The sequence below is a fragment of the Citrobacter freundii complex sp. 2025EL-00176 genome, from assembly GCF_053309355.1.
In genome coordinates, this window is record NZ_JBRYHT010000014.1 from 57985 (window position 1) to 73125 (window position 15141).

The window sequence follows — 15141 nt, forward strand, 5'->3', positions numbered from 1 at the left end:
TTTTCTTAGTGATCCACTTCACCTTTTAAACCTGGTTGCCGAATTTTGTTATTTACTCTGACAAAAAATTGCCACGATGAGGGCAGTTTTAGCGGAGGCGGTGAGCAATGGAAAAAGAACGCATCATTCAGGAATTTGTGCCGGGGAAACAGGTCACGCTGGCGCATCTCATTGCGCACCCAGGCGAAGAACTGGCGAAAAAGATCGGCGTTCCCGAAGCGGGCGCTATCGGCATTATGACGCTGACGCCAGGCGAAACCGCGATGATAGCCGGTGATTTAGCCATGAAAGCGGCGGATGTACATATCGGCTTTCTCGATAGATTCAGCGGCGCACTGGTGATTTATGGCTCGGTAGGCGCGGTAGAAGAAGCGCTATTACAGACGGTGAGCGGTCTGGGTCGGTTATTAAATTTCACTTTGTGCAACCTGACAAAAAGTTAATCAGAGGCGGCGATGAAACGTATTGCGTTTGTCGGTACGGTGGGCGCGGGGAAAACAACGCTCTTTAATGCGCTACAGGGGAATTATTCCCTCGCCAGAAAAACACAGGCCGTTGAGTTTAATGAAAATGGCGATATCGATACGCCAGGAGAATATTTTAGCCATCCGCGCTGGTACCACGCCTTAATTACCACGCTGCAGGATGTCGATACGTTGATTTATATACACGCGGCAAATGATAAAGAAAGTCGCTTACCTGCCGGGCTGTTGGATATCGGTGCCAGTAAACGACAAATCGCCGTTATCAGCAAAACGGACATGCCGGATGCCGACGTCGCCGCAACGCGACAACTACTTCGCGGGATGGGGTTTCAGGAGCCGATTTTCGAGCTCAATAGCCATGACCCGCGCAGCGTGCAGCACCTGGTGGATTATCTGACTGAGCTCAGCCAAAAGGAGGAAAGGGCAGGTGAAAAAACTCATCACAGCTAACGATATTCGTGCGGCCCACGCACGCGGCGAACAGGAAATGTCGGTTGTTCTGCGCGCCAGCATCATCACCCCGGAGGCACGCGAAGTGGCGGAGCTGCTGGGTGTCACTATCCGTGAATGCGACGAATCCGCACCAACTGCCGCCGCTGCTGCACCGGCTGCGGTGGATGATGGCAAAACGGAGAGCCAGCGCATTCGTGAAACCATCATTGCGCAATTGCCCGAAGGACAATTTACCGAAAGCCTGGTCGCGCAGCTGATGGATAAAGTCATGAAGGAGAAACAGTCGCTGGAGCAGGGCGGAATGCAGCCAAGCTTTAAATCGGTCACCGGCAAAGGCGGCGTCAAAGTCATCGACGGTAGCAGCGTGAAGTTTGGGCGTTTTGATGGCGCGCAACCACACTGCGTTGGCTTAACCGACCTGGTGACCGACCAGGACGGTAGCAGCATGGCCGCCGGGTTCATGCAGTGGGATAACGCCTTTTTCCCATGGACGCTGAACTACGACGAAATCGACATGATTCTGGAAGGCGAGCTGCATGTTCGCCACGAAGGCGAAACTATGATTGCTAAAGCCGGGGACGTCATGTTTATCCCGAAAGGCTCCAGCATTGAATTCGGTACGCCATCGACGGTGAAGTTTCTGTATGTGGCCTGGCCTGCGAACTGGCAGTCCTGCTAAGGCGGATGTATGAAGGATTTCATTACCGAAGGATGGCTCAGAGCGAATCATACGCTCAGCGAAGGGGCTGAAATTCACCTCCCCGCTGGCGCTCGCCTGACGCCGTCTGCCCGGGAATTACTGGAAAGCCGACATCTGCGCATTAAGTTTATCGACGAGCAGGGCAGCCTGTTTATTGATGACGAACAACAGCAGCCGCAGCCGGTGCATGGTTTAACCAGCAGCGATACCCATCCACAGGCCAGCTGCGAACTGTGTCATCAACCGGTGGCGAAGAAACCTGACACGCTGACGCACCTAACGGCAGACAAGATGGTAGCCAAAAGTGACCCGCGTCTGGGATTTCGCGCCGCGCTGGACAGCACCATCGCGCTGGCCGTGTGGTTGCAGATCGAGCTGGCGGAACCGTGGCAGCCGTGGCTGGCGGATATCCGTTCGCGTCTGGGCAATATTATGCGTGCCGATGCTATGGACGAGCCGCTGGCCGCACAAGCTGTCGTCGGTTTGAGCGACGAAGATTTACACCGGCTTTCACATAATCCGCTGCGCTATCTGGATCACGATCATCTGGTGCCTGAGGCCAGCCACGGACGTGATTGCGCGTTGCTGAATTTGCTGCGTACCAAAGTCCGTGAAACGGAGACGGTGGCGGCTCAGGTCTTCATCACCCGCAGTTTTGAAGTTATGCGACCGGACATCATGCAGGCGCTCAACCGCCTTTCCAGTACGGTCTACGTGATGATGATTCTGAGCGTGGCGAAACATCCGCTGACGGTTAGCCAAATTCAACAGCGACTGGGGGAGAAGCCATGATCATCGAACGTGCTCGTCAACTCGCCCAGCAAGCCCCTGCTCGGGTGGTGTTCCCGGATGCGCTGGATGTCCGGGTGCTGAAAGCGGCGAATTATTTGCATCAGCACGGTCTGGCGCGCCCCATTCTCGTCGCCAGCCCATTTGCCTTGCGCCAGTTTGCTCTCAGCCATCGGGTGGCGATGGATGGTATCCAGGTTATCGATCCGCAAAGCAATCTGGCAATGCGCGAAGAGTTTGCGCTGCGCTGGCTGGCCCGCGCGGGAGATAAAACGCCTGCGGATGCGCTGGAAAAACTTAACGATCCGCTGATGTTCGCCGCAGCAATGGTCAGCGCGGGGAAAGCTGACGTTTGTATCGCAGGCAATCTGTCGTCGACGGCAAACGTGCTGCGCGCCGGGTTACGCATTATTGGGCTACAGCCTGGCTGTAAAACGCTGTCGTCGATTTTCCTGATGCTGCCGCAGTATCTCGGACCGTCATTAGGCTTTGCCGATTGCAGCGTCGTACCCCAGCCCACCGCCGCACAGCTGGCGGATATTGCGATTGCCAGCGCGCAGACCTGGCAGGCAATTACCGGTGAAGAGCCGCGCGTGGCCATGCTGTCGTTTTCAAGTAATGGCAGTGCCCGTCACCCCAACGTCGCTAACGTGCAGCAGGCCACGGAGATCGTTCGTGAACGTGCGCCACAGCTTATCGTGGATGGCGAACTGCAATTTGATGCCGCCTTTGTTCCGGATGTCGCCGCGCAAAAAGCGCCTGCAAGTCCGTTAAAGGGCAATGCCAATGTGATGGTCTTCCCATCGCTTGAAGCAGGCAATATTGGTTACAAAATCGCCCAGCGTTTGGGAGGGTATCGTGCAGTCGGGCCGCTGATCCAAGGGCTTGCCGCACCGCTTCATGACCTCTCTCGCGGCTGTAGCGTACAGGAAATTATCGAACTGGCGTTGGTGGCAGCAGTGCCGCGCCAGACTGACGTGAGTCGTGAAAACGCCTCGCACACACTGGTTAATACACAAAATCATTCGCGCAGCGTCGAGGCGGCAAGTGCGGGAACCTCAGGAGCTTACTTAAGTAAGTGACTGAGGTGAGCAAACGCAGCCAACAAAGAGGCGGTGTGAAGGATGAAGTGTATGTATAGGTCCCGTTCTGGACCCCTTCGACTAAGAGGAAAGCATAATGGAAGCATTAGGAATGATTGAAACCCGGGGCCTGGTTGCACTGATTGAGGCTTCTGACGCAATGGTTAAAGCGGCACGCGTGAAACTGGTTGGCGTGAAGCAGATCGGTGGCGGTCTGGTCACTGCCATGGTCCGTGGCGACGTAGCGGCATGCAAAGCTGCAACGGACGCAGGTGCTGCGGCTGCACAGCGTATTGGCGAGCTGGTTTCCGTACATGTGATCCCGCGTCCGCATGGCGATCTGGAAGAAGTGTTCCCGATCAGCTTTAAAGGCGACAGCAACGACATGTAAGTCGTCCATGTGACGCCACAGACTGTATTGCTGGCGTCACCCTCTCTCCTTTTCACATTACCTTCTGCGGAGGGTAGGGGGAGGTTTTACCTGAAATATGCCACGGAGGCGCGTATGAAACTGGCAATCGTCACAGGACAAATTGTTTGTACCGTACGCCATCAGGGGCTCGCGCACGACAAGTTGCTGATGGTGGAAATGATTGATGCCCAGGGTAATCCCGACGGGCAATGTGCTGTTGCTATCGACAGCATCGGGGCGGGAACCGGAGAGTGGGTGCTGCTGGTCAGCGGAAGCTCAGCCCGTCAGGCGCACCGTAACGAATCATCACCTGTCGATCTGTGCGTGATTGGCATTGTCGATGAAGTGGTGGCAGGTGGTCAGGTGATCTTCCATAAATAAGGCAGAAAATCATGAATCAACAGGATATTGAACAGGTCGTGAAAGCGGTACTGCTGAAAATGAAAGACAGCAGCCAACCGGTCAGTGCCGTTCAAGAAATGGGCGTTTTTGCCTCCCTGGATGACGCAGTGGCGGCAGCAAAACTGGCCCAGCAAGGGCTGAAAAGCGTTGCCATGCGCCAACTGGCTATCACGGCGCTACGTGAGGCGGGCGAAAAGCACGCCAGAGAATTAGCGGAACTTGCCGTCACAGAAACCGGCATGGGACGCGTTGAAGATAAATTTGCCAAAAACGTGGCGCAGGCACGCGGCACGCCGGGAGTGGAATGCCTGTCTCCACAGGTCCTGACCGGCGATAACGGCCTGACGCTGATTGAAAACGCGCCGTGGGGCGTGGTGGCCTCGGTGACACCGTCCACCAACCCGGCCGCAACCGTTATTAACAATGCCATTAGCCTGATCGCCGCTGGCAACAGCGTGGTCTTCGCGCCGCATCCGGCAGCGAAAAAAGTTTCTCAGCGCGCCATCACCCTGCTTAACCAGGCTGTGGTCGCCGCAGGCGGCCCGGCAAACCTGCTGGTCACCGTTGCCAACCCGGATATCGAAACCGCCCAGCGCCTGTTCAAGTACCCAGGCATCGGCCTGCTGGTCGTCACCGGTGGCGAAGCCGTAGTAGATGCCGCGCGTAAACACACCAACAAACGTTTGATTGCCGCCGGTGCGGGTAACCCGCCGGTGGTGGTGGATGAAACGGCCGACCTGGCGCGCGCGGCGCAGTCGATCGTCAAGGGCGCTTCGTTTGACAACAACATCATCTGCGCCGACGAAAAAGTCCTGATTGTGGTCGACAGCGTCGCCGATGAGCTGATGCGTCTGATGGAAAGCCAGCATGCGGTGAAACTGACCGCAGCTCAGGCCGAACAGTTGCAACCGGTGCTGCTGAAAAATATCGATGAGCGCGGTAAAGGCACGGTCAGTCGTGACTGGGTAGGGCGCGACGCAGGCAAAATCGCTGCGGCGATTGGTCTGAACGTACCGGAGCAAACCCGGCTGTTATTCGTCGAAACCTCCGCGACGCATCCGTTTGCTGTCACCGAACTGATGATGCCGGTTCTGCCGGTCGTGCGGGTCGCTAACGTCGATGAGGCCATTGAACTGGCGGTCAAGCTGGAAGGCGGCTGCCACCATACGGCGGCGATGCACTCGCGCAATATCGACAACATGAACCGCATGGCGAACGCCATTGATACCAGCATTTTCGTCAAGAACGGGCCGTGTATTGCCGGTCTGGGACTCGGTGGCGAAGGCTGGACCACGATGACCATTACCACGCCAACCGGGGAAGGGGTGACCAGCGCGCGTACGTTTGTGCGTCTGCGTCGCTGTGTGTTGGTGGACGCCTTCAGAATTGTATAAGGAGTAAAAGAGATGGCGCACGACGAACAACGTTGGCTGACACCCAGGCTGCAAAAAGCGGCCACGCTATGCAACCAGACGCCTGCAAAGAGCGAATCACCGCTATGGCTGGGCGTTGATTTGGGGACGTGTGATGTGGTGTCGATGGTTGTCGACGGTGACGGACAGCCGGTAGCGGTTTGCCTCGACTGGGCCGATGTCGTGCGCGATGGCATCGTCTGGGATTTCTTCGGCGCAGTGACCATCGTTCGTCGCCATCTCGATACGCTTGAGCAACAACTGGGTTGTCGCTTTACCCATGCGGCAACCTCATTTCCACCGGGAACGGACCCACGTATCTCCATCAACGTGCTGGAGTCAGCCGGACTTGAAGTGAGTCATGTGCTCGACGAGCCGACCGCCGTGGCGGATCTGTTGCAGCTCGATAACGCTGGCGTGGTGGATATTGGTGGCGGCACCACTGGGATTGCCATTGTTAAACAGGCCAAAGTGACCTACTCCGCCGATGAAGCGACCGGTGGGCATCACATTTCTCTGACGCTGGCCGGAAACCGCCGTATCCAACTGGAAGAAGCCGAACAGTACAAACGTAGCAACGGTCAGGAAATCTGGCCGGTGGTTAAGCCGGTCTACGAAAAGATGGCGGAAATCGTGGCTCATCATATTGCGGGTCAGGGCGTCACCGATTTATGGCTGGCCGGCGGTTCCTGCATGCAGCCGGGCGTGGATGAGCTGTTTCGTAAGCGCTTCCCGGAACTGCAGGTGCATTTACCTCAGCACAGCCTGTTTATGACCCCGCTGGCGATTGCCAACAGCGGAAAAGAAAAAGCGGAAGGAATCTATGCAAGCTGAATTGCAGACCGCGCTCTTTCAGGCATTCGATACCCTGAATCTGCAACGCGTAAAAACGTTTAGCGTCCCACCGGTCACCCTTTGCGGACTCGGAGCGCTCAGTACCTGCGGACAGGAAGCACAAACGCGCGGACTGACGCACATGTTTGTCATGGTAGACAGCTTCCTGCATCAGGCGGGAATGACCGCTGCACTGGAACGCAGCCTGGCGATGAAAGGTGTGGCGATGACGCTGTGGCCATGTCCGGTGGGCGAACCGTGCATTACGGATGTCTGCGCCGCGGTCGCGCAACTGCGTGAATCGAAGTGCGACGGCGTGGTGGCCTTTGGCGGTGGCTCCGTACTGGATGCCGCTAAAGCAGTAGCTCTGCTGGTGACCAATCCCACGCAGACCTTGGCTGATATGGACGAACGCAGCGCGTTACGCCCGCGTTTGCCGCTGATTGCCGTACCGACTACCGCCGGCACGGGGTCGGAAACCACTAACGTCACGGTGATTATCGACGCCGCGACCGGACTAAAAAAGGTGCTGGCGCACGCGTCGCTGATGCCGGACGTGGCGATTCTTGACGCCGCGCTAACGGAAGGCGTACCCGCCCACGTCACGGCGATGACCGGGATTGATGCGCTGACGCACGCCGTTGAAGCGTACAGCGCCCTGAACGCGACGCCGTTTACCGACAGCCTGGCGATTGGCGCGATTGCGATGATCGGTAAATCGCTGCCGAAGGCCGTTGGCTATGGGCAGGATCTGGCGGCGCGGGAAAGCATGCTGCTGGCCTCCTGTATGGCCGGGATGGCGTTTTCCAGCGCGGGGCTGGGCCTGTGCCATGCGATGGCCCACCAGCCGGGTGCGACGTTGCACATTCCGCACGGGCAGGCTAACGCCATGCTGCTGCCCACGGTAATGGGGTTCAACCGCATGGTGTGTCGCGAACGCTTCAGTCATATCGGACGGGCGTTAACCAACAAGAAGTCGGACGATCGCGATGCCATCAACGCCGTCAGCGAGTTGATTAGCGAAGTGGGCCAGACCAAACGGCTCTCTGACGTTGGGGCAAAGCCTGAGCATTACAGCGCATGGGCTGACGCCGCGCTGGAGGATATTTGTATTCGCAGTAACCCACGCACCGCCACACAGGCACAGATTATCGACCTGTACGCGGCTGCCGGGTAATGCCTGTAGGCCGGATAGGTGCTCGCACCGCCATCCGGCAATAACACGGCGTTAATGCCGGAGGCGACGTAAACGTCTTATCCGGCCTACAAATCACAAATGACAGGGAGTAGGGGCTATGGGAATTAACGAAATCATCATGTACATCATGATGTTCTTTATGCTGATTGCCGCCGTGGACAGGATCCTGTCGCAGTTCGGCGGTTCAGCGCGCTTCCTCGGTAAGTTCGGTAAGAGTATTGAGGGATCGGGCGGTCAGTTTGAAGAAGGTTTTATGGCGATGGGCGCGTTGGGTCTGGCGATGGTCGGTATGACCGCGCTGGCTCCGGTATTGGCGCATGTGCTCGGGCCGGTGATTATTCCGCTGTACGAAATGCTGGGCGCGAACCCGTCGATGTTTGCCGGAACGCTGCTGGCGTGCGATATGGGCGGCTTCTTCCTGGCGAAAGAGCTGGCGGGCGGCGACGTTGCGGCGTGGCTGTACTCTGGCCTGATCCTGGGGGCGATGATGGGGCCAACGCTGGTGTTCTCCATTCCGGTTGCGCTGGGGATTATTGAACCGTCTGACCGTCGTTATCTGGCGCTGGGCGTGCTGGCCGGGATCGTCACCATTCCGATTGGCTGTATCGCGGGTGGTTTGGTCGCGATGTACTCCGGCGTCGAAATCAACGGTCAACCGGTGGAGTTCACCTTCGCGCTGATCCTGATGAACATGATCCCGGTACTGATCGTAGCTGTGCTGGTGGCGCTGGGTCTGAAATTTATCCCGGAAAAAATGATCAACGGCTTCCAGATCTTCGCGAAATTCCTGGTGGCGTTAATCACCCTCGGTCTGGCGGCAGCGGTAATTAAGTTCCTGCTCGGCTGGGAGCTGATTCCGGGTCTTGATCCCATCTTTATGGCGCCGGGCGACAAGCCGGGTGAAGTGATGCGCGCCATCGAAGTTATCGGCTCTATCTCCTGCGTGCTGCTTGGTGCGTACCCGATGGTGCTCCTGCTGACCCGCTGGTTTGAAAAACCGCTGATGAGCGTCGGTAACCTGTTAAAAGTCAATAACATTGCGGCTGCGGGTATGGTCGCGACGCTGGCGAACAACATCCCAATGTTCGGCATGATGAAGAATATGGATACCCGCGGCAAAGTGATCAACTGCGCCTTTGCGGTCTCTGCGGCCTTCGCCTTGGGTGACCACTTAGGTTTCGCCGCTGCCAACATGAACGCCATGATCTTCCCAATGATTGTCGGCAAGCTGATTGGCGGCGTAACGGCGATTGGTGTGGCTATGCTGTTGGTACCGAAAGATGAAAACGTGCCAGCAGAAGTAGAAACCAACCCGGAGGCGCAATCGTGAATACTCGCCAGCTACTGAGCGTCGGTATTGATATCGGCACCACCACCACTCAGGTGATCTTTTCGCGCCTTGAGCTGGTTAACCGTGCGGCGGTGTCGCAGGTGCCGCGCTATGAATTTATCAAACGCGAAATTAGCTGGCAAAGCCCGGTGTTCTTCACGCCTGTTGATAAGCAGGGCGGGTTGAAAGAGGCCGAACTTAAAGCACTGATCCTGGCCCAGTATCAGGCGGCAGGCATCGCGCCTGAGAGTGTTGATTCCGGCGCGATCATCATCACCGGAGAAAGCGCCAAAACCCGCAACGCCCGCCCGGCGGTAATGACGCTCTCCCAGTCGCTGGGGGACTTCGTGGTTGCCAGCGCCGGTCCGCATCTGGAGTCGGTGATCGCCGGTCACGGTGCGGGCGCACAAACGCTGTCTGAGCAGAAGTTGTGCCGTGTACTGAATATCGACATCGGTGGCGGGACGTCGAACTACGTGCTGTTCGACGCCGGAAAAGTCAGCGGTTCGGCCTGCCTGAACGTGGGTGGGCGACTGCTGGAAACCGACGGTCAGGGGCGCGTGGTGCATGCGCATCAGCCGGGACAGATGATTGTTGATGACGTATTTGGTCCAGGCTTTGACGCCCGAACGCTTAACGCCGCACAGCTGGTCCAGGTAGCAAGACGCATGGCGGCGCTGATTGTGGAGGTGATTGACGGCACGCTTTCACCGCTGGCGCAGGCGCTGATGCAAACCGGTCTGCTGCCTGCGGGCGTGAAACCGGAAGTGATTACGTTGTCCGGCGGGGTGGGCGAGTGCTACCGCAACCAACCTGCCGATCCGTTCTGTTTTTCCGACATTGGGCCGCTGCTCGCCACGGCGTTGCATGAACATCCGCGCCTGCGTGAGATGAACGTGCAGTTCCCGGCGCAAACCGTGCGCGCCACGGTGATTGGCGCCGGGGCGCATACGCTGTCGCTTTCTGGCAGCACCATCTGGCTGGAAGGCGTGGCGCTTCCGCTGCGCAATCTGCCGGTGGCGATTCCGGTTGATGAGGCTGATTTGGTGGCCGCCTGGCAACAGGCGTTGATGCAGCTCGATCTGGATCCGCAAACGGACGCCTACGTGCTGGCGCTACCCGGTTCTCTGCCGGTGCGCTACGCCGCGTTGTTAACGGTAATTGATGCGCTGCTGGCTTTTGTCACGCGCTATCCGAATCCGCATCCCCTGCTGGTGGTAGCCGAGCAGGATTTTGGTAAAGCCCTGGGCATGCTGTTACGCCCACAGTTACAGCAACACCCGCTGGCGGTCATCGATGAGGTGGTTGTCCGGGCGGGGGACTATATCGACATTGGTACGCCTCTTTTTGGCGGATCGGTTGTGCCGGTGACGGTGAAATCACTCGCATTTCCTTCCTGAGGGAACGACTTATGAAACTAAAGACCACATTGTTCGGCAATGTTTATCAGTTTAAGGATGTTAAAGAGGTGCTGGCAAAAGCCAACGAACTGCGTTCGGGGGATGTGCTGGCAGGGGTAGCTGCAACCAGTTCGCAGGAACGCGTGGCGGCCAAGCAGGTGCTGTCGGAAATGACGGTAGCGGATATCCGCAATAACCCGGTGATTTCCTATGAAGAGGACTGCGTGACGCGTCTGATTCAGGATGACGTCAACGAAACGGCCTATAACCGCATTAAAAACTGGAGTATCAGCGAGCTGCGCGAGTACGTGCTGAGCGATGAAACCTCTGTTGATGACATTGCGTTTACGCGTAAAGGGTTAACGTCGGAAGTGGTCGCCGCGGTAGCAAAAATCTGCTCCAACGCGGACCTGATCTACGGCGGTAAGAAAATGCCGGTGATCAAAAAGGCTAACACCACTATCGGTCTGCCGGGCACCTTTAGCTGCCGTTTGCAGCCGAACGACACCCGTGACGACGTGCAGAGTATTGCGGCGCAAATCTATGAAGGGCTGTCTTTCGGGGCGGGCGATGCGGTGATCGGCGTAAACCCGGTAACAGATGACGTGGAAAACTTAAGCCGCGTGCTCGATACCGTGTACGGCGTTATCGATAAATTCAACATTCCGACCCAGGGCTGCGTACTGGCGCACGTTACCACCCAGATTGAAGCGATTCGTCGCGGCGCGCCGGGGGGGCTTATCTTCCAGAGTATCTGTGGTAGCGAAAAAGGCTTAAAAGAGTTTGGCGTGGAGCTGGCAATGCTGGATGAAGCGCGCGCCGTGGGCGCTGAATTCAACCGTATCGCCGGGGAAAACTGCCTGTACTTCGAAACCGGACAAGGTTCTGCGCTCTCCGCTGGCGCTAACTTCGGCGCCGATCAGGTGACAATGGAAGCGCGTAACTACGGGCTGGCGCGGCACTACGATCCGTTCCTCGTGAATACCGTCGTGGGCTTTATCGGGCCGGAATATCTCTACAACGACCGTCAGATCATTCGCGCGGGCTTAGAAGATCACTTCATGGGCAAGCTGAGCGGCATCTCAATGGGCTGTGACTGCTGCTACACCAACCATGCTGATGCTGACCAGAACCTTAACGAAAACCTGATGATTCTGCTCGCCACCGCTGGTTGCAACTACATCATGGGCATGCCGCTCGGTGACGACATCATGCTCAACTATCAGACCACCGCATTCCACGATACCGCGACCGTGCGCCAGTTGCTGAACCTGCGCCCGTCGCCGGAGTTTGAACGCTGGCTGGAAACCATGGGCATTATGGCAAACGGTCGCCTGACCAAACGGGCGGGCGATCCGTCACTGTTCTTCTGATGATGCGGGGATGAAACACGATGGATCAAAAACAGATTGAAGAAATTGTACGCAGCGTAATGGCGTCAATGGGGGAGTCGCAGCCGCAGGCTCAAGAACCGTCAGCACCAGCAAAATGCAGTACCACGCAGTGCGCCGCGCCGACCGGTGAAAGCTGTGCGATGGACTTAGGTTCAGCCGAAGCCAAAGCGTGGATAGGCGTTGAGAATCCGCACCGTGCAGAGGTGTTGACTGAACTGCGTCGCAGTACCGCTGCGCGTGTTTGTACCGGGCGCGCCGGTCCTCGTCCGCGTACCCAGGCGCTGCTGCGCTTCCTGGCTGACCACTCGCGTTCGAAAGATACGGTGTTAAAAGAAGTGCCGGAAGAGTGGGTAAAAGCGCAAGGGCTGCTGGAAGTGCGTTCGGAAATCAGTGACAAAAACCTGTATCTGACGCGCCCGGATCTGGGCCGTCGTCTAAGTGCGGAAGCCATTGAAGCGCTGAAATCGCAGTGTGTAATGAACCCGGATGTGCAGGTGATTATCTCTGATGGCTTGTCTACCGACGCTATCACCGCCAACTACGAAGAGATTCTGCCGCCGTTGTTATCAGGCTTAAAACAGGCCGGGCTGAAGGTCGGAACCCCGTTCTTCGTTCGCTATGGTCGTGTGAAAATCGAAGATCAGATCGGCGAACTGCTGGGCGCTAAAGTGGTGATTCTGCTGGTGGGTGAACGTCCGGGCCTCGGCCAGTCGGAAAGTCTCTCCTGCTACGCCGTCTATTCGCCGCGCGTGGCGACAACCGTTGAAGCTGACCGTACCTGTATCTCGAACATTCACCAGGGCGGTACGCCACCGGTAGAAGCAGCGGCGGTAATTGTGGATTTGGCCAAGCGCATGCTGGAGCAAAAAGCCTCCGGCATCAATATGACCCGTTAAGGAGGCATCATGCCAGCATTAGATTTGATTAGACCTTCAGTCACCGCAATGCGTGTGATTGCCTCGGTAAATGACGGTTTTGCCCGTGAGCTTAAATTACCGCCACATATACGTAGCCTCGGACTCATCACAGCAGATTCTGATGACGTGGCGTATATTGCCGCAGACGAAGCGACAAAACAGGCGATGGTGGAAGTGGTTTATGGCCGCTCGCTGTATGCCGGCGCGGCGCACAGTCCCTCTCCAACCTCGGGCGAAGTACTGATTATGCTCGGTGGCCCAAACCCGGCTGAAGTTCGCGCGGGTCTGGACGCGATGGTGGCCAACATTGAAAGCGGTGCAGCGTTCCAATGGGCGAATGATGCAGAAAATACTGCTTTCCTGGCGCACGTAGTTTCGCGTACCGGTTCGTATCTTTCCGCGACGGCGGGATGTCGACTTGGCGATCCGATGGCGTATCTGGTGGCACCGCCGCTGGAAGCAACATTTGGTATTGATGCGGCGCTGAAATCTGCCGATGTACAACTGGTGACCTACGTGCCACCGCCGTCAGAAACCAACTACTCAGCAGCGTTTTTGACCGGTAGCCAGGCCGCTTGTAAAGCCGCATGTAACGCCTTTGCCGATGCCGTTCTGGATATTGCCCGTAATCCAATCCAGCGCGCGTAAGAGAGGTTGTGATGATCAATGCACTGGGATTACTGGAAGTGGATGGCATGGTGGCTGCCGTAGACGCGGCGGATGCCATGCTGAAAGCCGCGAATGTACGCCTGCTGAGCCACGAAGTGCTCGATCCTGGCAGGCTGACGCTGGTCGTGGAAGGCGATCTGGCGGCGTGCCGTGCAGCGCTGGATGCCGGCAGCGCTGCCGCCGCGCGTACGGGCCGTGTTATCAGCCGTAAGGAGATAGGCCGACCGGACGATGACACCCAGTGGCTGATCGGCGGTTTTAAGCGCCAGCCGAAGAAACCAGAACAGAAGCCAGAAGTGAAAACAGACGTAAAAGCACAGAAGACGCAGGGCGCCCCGTTGACGTCTGAATCTTCTGAACAACTTCTGACGCTGTTGGCATCGGTCCGTCAAGGAATGACGGCAGGGGAAGTGGCTGCCCACTTTGGCTGGTCACTTGATGAAGCCAGAAAGGCGCTGGAACAGCTCTTTTCTGACGGAGCGTTGCGTAAACGCAGTAGTCGCTATCGCTTAAAAAATTAACCTGTCGGAGGGCCGGGGGCTTCGTTGAAGCTTCCGGCTTAAAAGATCATGAAAAAGAACCGTACTGCAAACCTGCACCATCTTTATCATGAAGCATTACCCGAAGACGTTAAACTTACGCCGAAAGTCGAGGTGGACAACGTTCACCAGCGGCGAACAACGGATGTGTATGAACACGCGCTGACGATTACCGCCTGGCAGCAGATTTACGACCAGTTGCATCCGGGAAAATTTCATGGCGAGTTCACGGAAATCCTGCTCGACGATATTCAGGTTTTCCGTGAATACACCGGACTCGCGCTGCGCCAGTCGTGCCTGGTCTGGCCGAACTCGTTCTGGTTTGGTATTCCGGCCACGCGCGGCGAACAGGGATTTATTGGCGCCCAGTGTCTGGGCAGTGCTGAAATTGCTACCCGTCCAGGCGGGACGGAGTTTGAACTGAGTACGCCGGATGATTACACCATTCTGGGGGTTGTCATTTCGGAAGAGACGATTGCCCGTCAGGCCAACTTCCTGCATAACCCGGAAAGGGTGCTGCACATGCTGCGCAACCAGTCGGCGCTGGAAGTCAAAGAACAGCACAAAGCCGCGCTATGGGGCTTTGTGCAGCAGGCGCTGGCGACGTTTAGCGAGAATCCGGAGAACCTGCGCCAACCTGCGGTACGCAAGGTGTTGGGCGATAACCTGCTGCTGGCGATGGGGACTATGCTGGAAGAAGCGCAGCCGATTATAACCGCTGAGAGCATCAGCCATCAGAGCTATCGTCGTTTGCTGTCGCGTGCGCGCGAATATGTGTTGGAAAACATGTCAGAGCCGCTGACCGTGCTCGATTTGTGTAACCAACTGCACGTCAGCCGCCGGACGTTGCAAAACGCCTTTCACGCGATCCTGGGTATTGGTCCGAATGCCTGGTTAAAACGTATTCGCCTGAACGCCGTGCGTCGCGAGCTGATAAGCCCGTGGTCGCAAAGTTCGACGGTGAAAGATGCAGCCATGCAGTGGGGATTCTGGCATTTAGGGCAGTTTGCTACCGATTACCAGCAGTTGTTCGCGGAAAAACCGTCGTTGACGCTGCATCAGCGTATGCGGCATTGGGCGTGATGAGATTATGTTGCCGGATGCGACGCTTTGCGTCTTATCAGG

General features: G+C 57.1%; 16 protein-coding genes and 1 pseudogene. All 17 read left to right on the top strand.

Annotated features, from left to right (window positions below):
* Positions 1–107: 107 nt before the first annotated feature.
* The 17 genes and pseudogenes from eutS (at position 108) to eutR (ending at position 15099) form a co-directional block, all read left to right on the top strand.
* On the top strand, positions 108–443 hold the full coding sequence (gene eutS / locus ACVXHP_RS20605; protein WP_003037995.1) for an ethanolamine utilization microcompartment protein EutS: 336 nt from the start codon (positions 108–110) through the stop codon (positions 441–443).
* 12 nt (positions 444–455) lie between these two features.
* Entirely contained in the window at positions 456–935 is a 480-nt protein-coding gene (gene eutP / locus ACVXHP_RS20610) for an ethanolamine utilization acetate kinase EutP (protein ID WP_003037998.1), read from the top strand.
* Positions 913–1617 carry an ethanolamine utilization acetate kinase EutQ gene (gene eutQ, locus ACVXHP_RS20615; RefSeq protein ID WP_137366386.1) on the top strand — a complete coding sequence of 235 codons (705 nt, stop codon included), beginning with the start codon at positions 913–915 and terminating at the stop codon, positions 1615–1617. Before eutP ends, eutQ begins: the two co-directional genes overlap by 23 nt.
* A gap of 9 nt (positions 1618–1626) precedes the next feature.
* The gene (gene eutT / locus ACVXHP_RS20620; RefSeq protein ID WP_447572104.1) at positions 1627–2430 is read left to right on the top strand and encodes an ethanolamine utilization cob(I)yrinic acid a,c-diamide adenosyltransferase EutT; all 804 of its coding nucleotides are present in this window, start codon (positions 1627–1629) and stop codon (positions 2428–2430) included.
* Positions 2427–3437, top strand: a pseudogene (gene pta / locus ACVXHP_RS20625) (phosphate acetyltransferase); the annotation flags it as partial. The gene eutT and the pseudogene pta, both read left to right, overlap by 4 nt.
* A gap of 169 nt (positions 3438–3606) precedes the next feature.
* Positions 3607–3900 (top strand): ethanolamine utilization microcompartment protein EutM, encoded by a 294-nt coding sequence (eutM, locus tag ACVXHP_RS20630; RefSeq protein WP_003835054.1) that lies wholly within the window; start codon positions 3607–3609, stop codon positions 3898–3900.
* A 114-nt stretch (positions 3901–4014) separates the two neighbouring features.
* On the top strand, positions 4015–4302 hold the full coding sequence (gene eutN / locus ACVXHP_RS20635) for an ethanolamine utilization microcompartment protein EutN (protein ID WP_003038011.1): 288 nt from the start codon (positions 4015–4017) through the stop codon (positions 4300–4302).
* An 11-nt stretch (positions 4303–4313) separates the two neighbouring features.
* A complete protein-coding gene (locus ACVXHP_RS20640) occupies positions 4314–5717 on the top strand; it encodes an aldehyde dehydrogenase family protein (RefSeq protein ID WP_042306904.1) in 1404 nt (467 codons plus the stop codon).
* 12 nt (positions 5718–5729) lie between these two features.
* Entirely contained in the window at positions 5730–6569 is an 840-nt protein-coding gene (eutJ, locus tag ACVXHP_RS20645; protein WP_447572105.1) for an ethanolamine utilization protein EutJ, read from the top strand.
* Positions 6559–7746: an ethanolamine utilization ethanol dehydrogenase EutG gene (eutG, locus tag ACVXHP_RS20650; RefSeq protein WP_447572106.1), complete on the top strand. Its 1188-nt coding sequence runs from the start codon at positions 6559–6561 to the stop codon at positions 7744–7746. The genes eutJ and eutG overlap by 11 nt, the downstream gene beginning before the upstream one ends.
* A gap of 118 nt (positions 7747–7864) precedes the next feature.
* Positions 7865–9097 carry an ethanolamine utilization protein EutH gene (eutH, locus tag ACVXHP_RS20655; RefSeq protein ID WP_137360602.1) on the top strand — a complete coding sequence of 411 codons (1233 nt, stop codon included), beginning with the start codon at positions 7865–7867 and terminating at the stop codon, positions 9095–9097.
* Positions 9094–10497 carry an ethanolamine ammonia-lyase reactivating factor EutA gene (gene eutA, locus ACVXHP_RS20660; RefSeq protein ID WP_447572107.1) on the top strand — a complete coding sequence of 468 codons (1404 nt, stop codon included), beginning with the start codon at positions 9094–9096 and terminating at the stop codon, positions 10495–10497. The genes eutH and eutA overlap by 4 nt, the downstream gene beginning before the upstream one ends.
* 11 nt (positions 10498–10508) lie before the next feature.
* On the top strand, positions 10509–11870 hold the full coding sequence (gene eutB / locus ACVXHP_RS20665; protein ID WP_003038029.1) for an ethanolamine ammonia-lyase subunit alpha: 1362 nt from the start codon (positions 10509–10511) through the stop codon (positions 11868–11870).
* Between the two features lie 20 nt (positions 11871–11890).
* Positions 11891–12787, top strand: a complete 897-nt coding sequence (eutC, locus tag ACVXHP_RS20670; protein WP_447572108.1) for an ethanolamine ammonia-lyase subunit EutC — start codon at positions 11891–11893, stop codon at positions 12785–12787.
* A 9-nt stretch (positions 12788–12796) separates the two neighbouring features.
* Positions 12797–13456, top strand: a complete 660-nt coding sequence (gene eutL, locus ACVXHP_RS20675; protein ID WP_304701061.1) for an ethanolamine utilization microcompartment protein EutL — start codon at positions 12797–12799, stop codon at positions 13454–13456.
* A gap of 11 nt (positions 13457–13467) precedes the next feature.
* Positions 13468–13998 (top strand): ethanolamine utilization microcompartment protein EutK, encoded by a 531-nt coding sequence (gene eutK / locus ACVXHP_RS20680; RefSeq protein ID WP_447572109.1) that lies wholly within the window; start codon positions 13468–13470, stop codon positions 13996–13998.
* A 48-nt stretch (positions 13999–14046) separates the two neighbouring features.
* Positions 14047–15099: an HTH-type transcriptional regulator EutR gene (gene eutR / locus ACVXHP_RS20685; protein WP_447572110.1), complete on the top strand. Its 1053-nt coding sequence runs from the start codon at positions 14047–14049 to the stop codon at positions 15097–15099.
* The last annotated feature ends 42 nt before the right edge of the window (positions 15100–15141 follow it).